Origin of the sequence: Hoylesella shahii (assembly GCF_937990675.1) — a bacterium.
Taxonomy (GTDB): domain Bacteria; phylum Bacteroidota; class Bacteroidia; order Bacteroidales; family Bacteroidaceae; genus Prevotella; species Prevotella shahii.
Map to the genome: position 1 here is coordinate 19,457 of NZ_CALKQY010000057.1, position 7,583 is coordinate 27,039.

Sequence of the window (7,583 nt, forward strand, 5' to 3'; positions counted from 1 at the left end):
ACTGCACCAAGCTCTTGCCTTTTTGCCTTGCTAAACGCAATAAAAAAAGGAGAACCACCTCTCATTGGCGTGGTTCTCCTTTTATTTTTTGCAACATCGCTGAGATGTTATCAAGCGATGAAGCTGGCGAATTGCTCAATATCTAGTCCAAATAGTTTGGTACTGCCTTAAAAAGAAAAGCAGAAAAGAAAACAAAAAAAAGGGTGAGCACATGCCCAAGTGGCACATGTCTCACCCTTTATTATAAGCGTGGCTCTAAGCCTTTATCGTGTTTAAGCCTCGGCTTCGCCTTCGTTGCTCCAGTCTTCTTTAGACTTGCGTACGTAGCTCTTATAGCGTAGCTTAGCCATCTCTTCGGCAGCCTTGAACAACTCTTCAGCTTCGTTGGGATAAGCCTTCTTTACAGAGAGGTAACGCACCTCACCAAGGAGGAAGTCGTGGAACTTACTCCAGTCGGGTTCTTTAGAATCCAGCGTGAAGGGGTTCTTGCCTTCGTCGGCCAATTGTGGGTTGTAGCGCCACAAGTGCCAGTAACCAGCGGCAACAGCGTTAGCCTCTTCGGCCTGACTCTTACCCATTCCGGCTTTCAAACCGTGGTTGATACAAGGTGCATAAGCGATGATGAGCGACGGACCTGGATAGGCTTCGGCTTCGCGGATGGCCTTAAAGGTCTGTGCTTGGTCGGCACCCATAGCGATTTGTGCTACATACACATAGCCATAAGTGGTTGCCATGAGTCCTAAATCTTTCTTACGGATGCGTTTACCTTGAGCAGCAAACTGGGCAATGGCACCAAGAGGAGTAGACTTAGAGCTTTGTCCGCCAGTGTTAGAGTAAACCTCGGTGTCGAGAACCAAGATGTTTACATCTTCACCCGAAGCGATAACGTGGTCGAGACCGCCGTAACCAATGTCGTAAGAAGCACCGTCGCCACCGATAATCCATTGCGAACGCTTAACGAGATAGTGGTCGAGCGTCTTCAGTTCGGCGCAGGTTTGGCAACCTTGAGCGGCACCAGCCTCGATAAATGGTTTCAGTTTGGCAGCCGATAGCTTAGAAGCGTCGGCATCGTCCTTGGTGTTAATCCACTCGTTGGCAGCCTCCTTGAAGTCGGCAGGTACGCTATCGTTAGCCAAGAGTTCAGAAAGCAGCATCACAATGCGTTCGCGCATCTTCTTATTACCAAGTGCCATACCCATACCAAATTCGCAGAAGTCTTCGAACAATGAGTTATCGAATGCAGGACCTTGACCTGCTTCGTTGGTGGTGTAAGGTGTTGAAGGAATAGAAGCAGAATAAATAGACGAACAACCTGTGGCGTTGGCAACCATTTCGCGGTCGCCATAGAGTTGAGAAATGAGCTTAACGTAAGGTGTTTCACCACAACCAGCACATGCTCCAGAGAATTCGAAGAGGGGTTGTGCAAACTGCGAGTTCTTCACATTGCTCTTAATGTCTACCAAATGTTGCTTGCTCTTAACGTTCTTAGCCAAATAATTCCAGTTAGAAATTTGCTTTTCGTCGTGAGTGAAGGGCACCATTGCGAGTGCCTTACCATTTTTGTTGCCAGGACAAACGTCGGCACAGTTACCACAACCCACACAGTCGAGCACGCTCACCTGTATGCGGAAGTTCATTCCTGCCATAGGCTTTGGCACCTTCATTTCGAGTGTTGCATCCTCGAAGTCCTTCATTTCTTCTTCGTCGAGAACGAATGGGCGGATACAAGCGTGAGGACAAACGTAAGCACACTTGTTACATTGGATACAATTGTCGGCAGTCCACTCGGGGTTGAAAGCCTCAACGCCACGTTTTTCGAAAGCAGACGAACCATTTGCCATTGTACCATCAACCATATCGTAGCGCACAAAGTCAGACACTTTCAGCAAGTCGCCAGACTGAGCATTGATGGGGCGTACAATTTCTTTGATGTATGCGGGAACGTCTTCTTCTGCGGCAACAGCGTCATCAGCAAGGTTTGCCCATGCTGGGTCAACAGCCAACGTCTTGTATTCGCCACCGCGGTCAACGGCTGCATAGTTCTTATCAACCACGTCTTGTCCCTTATTGCCATACGATTTCACAATGAACTTCTTCATTTGCTCGATAGCCAGGTCAACGGGGATAACCTCTGTGATGCGGAAGAAAGCACTTTGCAGGATGGTATTGGTGCGGTTGCCCAATCCAATCTCTTGTGCAATCTTCGAAGCGTTCATATAATAAACGGTGATATTGTTCTCTGCGAAGTAACGTTTGATGCGGTTGGGGATGAACTTAACCAGCTCTTCGCCTTCGAAGATGGTGTTGAGCAAGAAAGTGCCATTCTTTTGCAAACCGCGAATTACGTCGTACATGTTCAGGTAAGCCTGCACGTGGCATGCCACGAAGTTGGGCGTGTTAACCTGATATGTTGAGTGGATGGGCGAGTTGCCAAAGCGCAAGTGCGAGCAAGTGAAACCACCCGACTTCTTTGAGTCGTAAGAGAAGTAAGCTTGACAGTGCTTATTGGTGTTGTCGCCGATGATTTTCACCGAGTTTTTGTTAGCTCCAACTGTACCGTCTGCACCCAGTCCGTAGAATTTAGCCTCAAAAATGCCATCAGCACCCATAGGAATCTCGGGAACTGCGGGCAAAGAAGTAAACGTAACGTCGTCTACAATACCCACGGTGAAGTGGTTTTTGGGCACTTCTAGTTCGAGGTTGTTGAATACAGAGAGAATCTTAGCAGGGGTAGTATCCGAAGAACCCAGTCCATAACGACCGCCAACGATGAGAGGTTTGTTTTCCACATCGTAAAATGCGCTCTTAACATCGAGGTATAGAGGTTCGCCTTCGGCTCCAGGTTCTTTGGTACGGTCGAGCACAGCAATGCGCTTCACGGTCTTAGGAACAGCAGCCAACAGGTGCTTAACCGAGAATGGACGATAGAGGTGAACAGAAATCATACCCACCTTCTTGCCTTGTTTCATCTGATAATCGATGGCTTCGCGAGCTGCTTCGGTGGCCGAGCCCATCAAGATAATGATGTTTTCGGCATCTTGAGCACCATAATAAGAGAAGAGATGATATTCGCGACCAGTGATTTCTGAAATCTTACCCAGATACTCTTCAACCACTTCGGGGATATTGTCGTAGTGCTGGTTGCAAGCCTCACGGTGAGTGAAGAATGTTTCGGGGTTTTCGGCTGTACCGCGAGTAACGGGGCGTTCGGGCGAAAGGGCGCGATCGCGGAAACGTTTGATGTCGTCGGGGTTCACCAGCTTAGCAATCTCGTCTTGGTCTATCAGTTCAATCTTCTGATATTCGTGCGATGTACGGAAGCCATCGAAGAAGTTAACGAAGGGTATGCTTGTGCGAAGCGTTGCCAAGTGGGGCACAGCGGTGAGATCCATCACCTCTTGTACCGAACCCGAACAGAACATGGCGAAACCTGTTTGGCGACAAGCCATAACGTCTGAGTGGTCGCCAAAGATACAAAGTGCATGCGAAGCGATGGCACGTGCCGACACATCGAACACGCAAGGCAACATCTCGCCAGCTATTTTGTACATGTTGGGTATCATCAACAGCAAACCTTGCGATGCTGTAAAAGTAGTAGTAAGCGCACCTGCTTGCAGCGAACCATGCATGGCACCAGCGGCTCCACCCTCGGATTGCATTTCTTGAACCATTACCGTTTGTCCGAATAGGTTCTTCCTTCCTTTTGCCGACCACGAGTCTACGTGCTCAGCCATGGGCGAAGACGGGGTGATGGGATAAATAGCTGCTACCTCAGAGAACATATAGCTCACATGAGCGGCGGCCTCGTTACCATCACAAGTGATAAACTTTTTTTCTTTTGCCATTTGAATAAAATATTAATTAATGTATTTGTATTTAATAGAGAAACCCGAAAAGCCAAAGGGGCATCTTATTGTCTTTACCCACTTCGGTGTTGTATCGGGCGTATATGGTATCGGTGTTATATCTAACCTTGCCTGTACCGCGTGCATCGCAGATGCGAAATTTCCATTTCTCGTCTACAATATAAAACTGTTCTTTGTTGCCTTGGTTCACCAAATGGTCTTTCCAAAGGGCATTAACGAAGAATGTTTCCATGACCACTTGTTCGTCGGCCACTATGGGATAGACGGTGTAAAGCAAGTTTGAATTGTGCATCATTATCTTAGAAGGCTTCTTGGGAAAATCGTCTCCCACTAGATACATCATGTTTATCAAGCGCGCATCGGCCAAATATTTTATGTAGTTCATCACCGTTGCACGGCTTGTCTCGATGTCTAGAGCCAGCTGACTGATGTTGGGGGCTTTCGTTGGGTTGAGCGACAGCAGATAAAACAGCTTCTTTATCTTGGTGAGATACTTCAAATCTATCTGCTTAATGAGCAGTATGTCCACTTCGGTCATCATGTTCATTGTCTTCAACAGATTTTCCGAAAAGTTGCGTTGCTCTAAGAAGAAAGGATAAAAACCATGGTGCACATAGTCGCGAAAATGCTTTGCCGGACTCACCACAGGCAATATCTCCTTTACGATGCTCTCGTGTTGAGTTAGTATCTCTTCCAAGCTGTAGGCCTTAAACTGGTTGCCTGTAACAATATTGAGATATTCTCTAAACGAGAATCCCCGCAAGTTATAGCTTTTAACGATGCCGTTAAGCTCTGGGTTTTCGTCTTTAAGCCGCATAACGCTCGACCCAGTGAAGATGATTTTCAGTTCTGGATAACGGTCGTAGCACTTACGAAGTTCCGAGCTCCAATCGGGTTGTTTAAATACCTGGTCGATTAACAACACCTTTCCACCATGCGCAACAAAGTCGGCTGCAAAATCGGCGATGCCACGACTTTGGAAATAGAAGTTGTTCATATTGATATACAAACATTGCCTGTCGCCACGAGCAAACTTCTCTTTCGCATATTGTAGCAAAAATGTGGTCTTCCCCACCCCACGCGTTCCCTTAATGCCAATTAAGCGGTCGCCCCAATCTATTTCATCCATCAGGGTTCGACGCAACGTGGCATTGGTATGCTCCACAAGATAAGCGTGAGTGCGAAAAAAAGCCTCCATAGTTATACTACTATATTTAAGCGATTAAAACCATGCAAAGGTAGTACTTATTTATCAAATTTGCAAACTCTACCTTACAAAATAAACAATACCTATCATCTTTTTTAGGTACGAAGCCCCGCAAGGGTTCAAAAAATAGCTCTTCAACATAAAACAACCCCCTTCTATTAACCATCAGCTTACTTTCAAAGCCTTTCTATGCCCTAAAAACATGTTTTGAATAAAGTTTTGAAGTTATGTGTAAAGTTTTCCATTATTTCTTTTGTTGGAAAAAAAAAATACTTAACTTTGCCCCGATGTTACTAACCATAAACACATAAATTAATATGTCTGAACAAAAAAGAAACACATTGAGCGAGGTCTTCAGATTTAAAAAGTTCGCCTTGTTCATCGTGGCGGTGTTAATAACCACCGTTTTATGGAACTTGCCCTCTACTGCTTTTGGCATTGAAGGGTTAACGGTTATCCAGCAACGTGTGATAGCCATCTTCGCTTTTGCCACTATCATGTGGGTAACAGAAGCTATTTCGTCGTGGGCTACGTCGGTGGTGCTAATAGCGGCCTTGCTATTTACCACATCCGACAACGCTTTCCTCTTCTTCAGAGATGGCATCGACAAGTCGGAACTGCTGCATCACAGCGCTCTCATGGCCACCTTTGCCGACCCCATTATCATTCTATTCTTGGGCGGATTTATGTTGGCCATCGCCGCAACGAAGTCGGGACTGGACGTTTTCTTGGCACGTAACCTGCTACGCCCTTTCGGTCGCAAATCTGAAATGGTGCTCTTGGGTTTTATTCTCATCACGGGCGCCTTCTCAATGTTCGTTTCAAACACCGCTACGGCTGCCATGATGCTCACCTTCCTTACACCTGTTTTCAAGGCTTTACCTCCCGAAGGCAAGGGCCGAGTGGCTTTAACGCTGGCTATTCCCGTGGCTGCCAACATCGGCGGTATGGGTACACCCATCGGTACGCCTCCCAATGCTATTGCCCTAAAGTATCTAAACGATGTTAACGGTCTGAACTTGGGCCTTGGATTTGGACAGTGGATGGCCTTTATGCTGCCACTAACTATCGTGCTGCTACTTATTGGCTGGTATCTGCTGAAAACCTTTTTCCCTTTTAAGAAAAAAGAAATAGACCTGCACATCGATGGCGAAGTGCAAAAAAGTTGGCGCACACCGGTGATTGCTGTCACCTTCTGCGTAACCGTACTGCTCTGGATGCTCGACAAAGTTACAGGTGTTGGTGCCAACACTGTGGCCATGCTGCCCATCGCTGTGTTTGCGCTTACAGGCGTGGTTAAAGCCAAAGACCTGCAAGAAATTAACTGGAGCGTTATCTGGATGGTGGCCGGAGGCTTCGCGCTAGGCCTTGCCCTCAACGAATCTAAACTTGCCGAACTGGCTATTAAGAGCATTCCGTTTGACAGCTGGTCGCCTTTGGTCATCCTGCTCATATCGGGTGTGATATGCTATATGCTCTCCAACTTCATCTCTAACACGGCCACTGCTGCCCTCTTGGTACCCATCCTCGCCGTTGTTTGTAAGGGTATGGGCGACAGCCTTAACGGCATCGGTGGCACTCCCACCGTACTTATCGGTATAGCCATCGCCGCTTCTACTGCCATGTGCTTGCCCATCAGTACTCCTCCAAATGCTATTGCTCACTCTACCGGACTGGTTAACCAGAACGAAATGATGAAGATTGGTCTCTCTATCGGCATCATTGGCCTTGTACTTGGCTACATGGTTTTGTTCTTCGTGGGCAAATCGGGTTTGATTTAATTAGAACAGTAACATACAAACAAACGCCTGCAAGCGGTGTCCGTAACTACGGCATCGCTTGCTTTTGTTTTTATAGTTTGTTTGGTATGTTAGCACTCTAACGCTGATTTCTCAATCGCCTTCCACTTCTTGCAAACAAAGCCACCACTCATTATCTTTCACCCACTACTCACCAAGTCTTCACTTCTCACCTGCCTCGTTCATCTCTGCTTATCCTGCGGGTTGGCTGTGAAACCACCTTGTTATTTGCCTTACCTTCGTTTACCTCAATAGGTTGTTAAGCCGCTTATTTCATGCTTTGTAAGCTTTGCATTGCTCCTGTCCATCCTTCGTTTGCTTGTCAACATCAAGGCTGCCTTATTCCTTTGGCATTGCCAGTTGTACAAAAAAGAATAATCTAGGCAAAGTGCTCAACAACACACAAAACCCTTCCTTACGCTAACAACCAATTTGGGCTTTAGAAAAAATGCTGTTTTGTTCGCTAGCTGTAAAATATTACGCACGGAATTTAACACAAAAAGAGGCATTTTTGCGCACCATCATCTCACTCGCTCGCAAATAATCAATTCTCGCGAGAGTTTGTTGTCGCACAAAAAAGAACAATTCCAGCAAATTCAAAAAAACCATTTTTAGTAAAAAAACGAGATTTGCACCAACTTTTGGGCTATTTGCAGCAAAACGCAGTGCTAACTCCTACAAAACGCAGTGCTAACTCCTACTAAATGCAGT

The 7,583-nt window shown here is 46.5% G+C and carries 3 protein-coding genes; 1 reads left to right on the forward strand and 2 read right to left on the reverse strand.

Annotation, left to right across the window (positions count from 1 at the left end; all coding sequences use genetic code 11):
* Positions 1–272 precede the first annotated feature (272 nt).
* Positions 273–3,845 carry a pyruvate:ferredoxin (flavodoxin) oxidoreductase gene (nifJ, locus tag QME03_RS08475; protein WP_110370309.1) on the reverse strand — a complete coding sequence of 1,191 codons (3,573 nt, stop codon included), beginning with the start codon at positions 3,843–3,845 and terminating at the stop codon, positions 273–275.
* Positions 3,846–3,876: 31 nt separating this feature from the next.
* Entirely contained in the window at positions 3,877–5,064 is a 1,188-nt protein-coding gene (locus QME03_RS08480) for an ATP-binding protein (RefSeq protein ID WP_025816194.1), read from the reverse strand.
* Between the two features lie 326 nt (positions 5,065–5,390).
* Between QME03_RS08480 and QME03_RS08485 the strand changes: the two genes are divergently transcribed.
* Entirely contained in the window at positions 5,391–6,854 is a 1,464-nt protein-coding gene (locus QME03_RS08485) for an SLC13 family permease (protein ID WP_274946840.1), read from the forward strand.
* Positions 6,855–7,583: the final 729 nt, after the last annotated feature.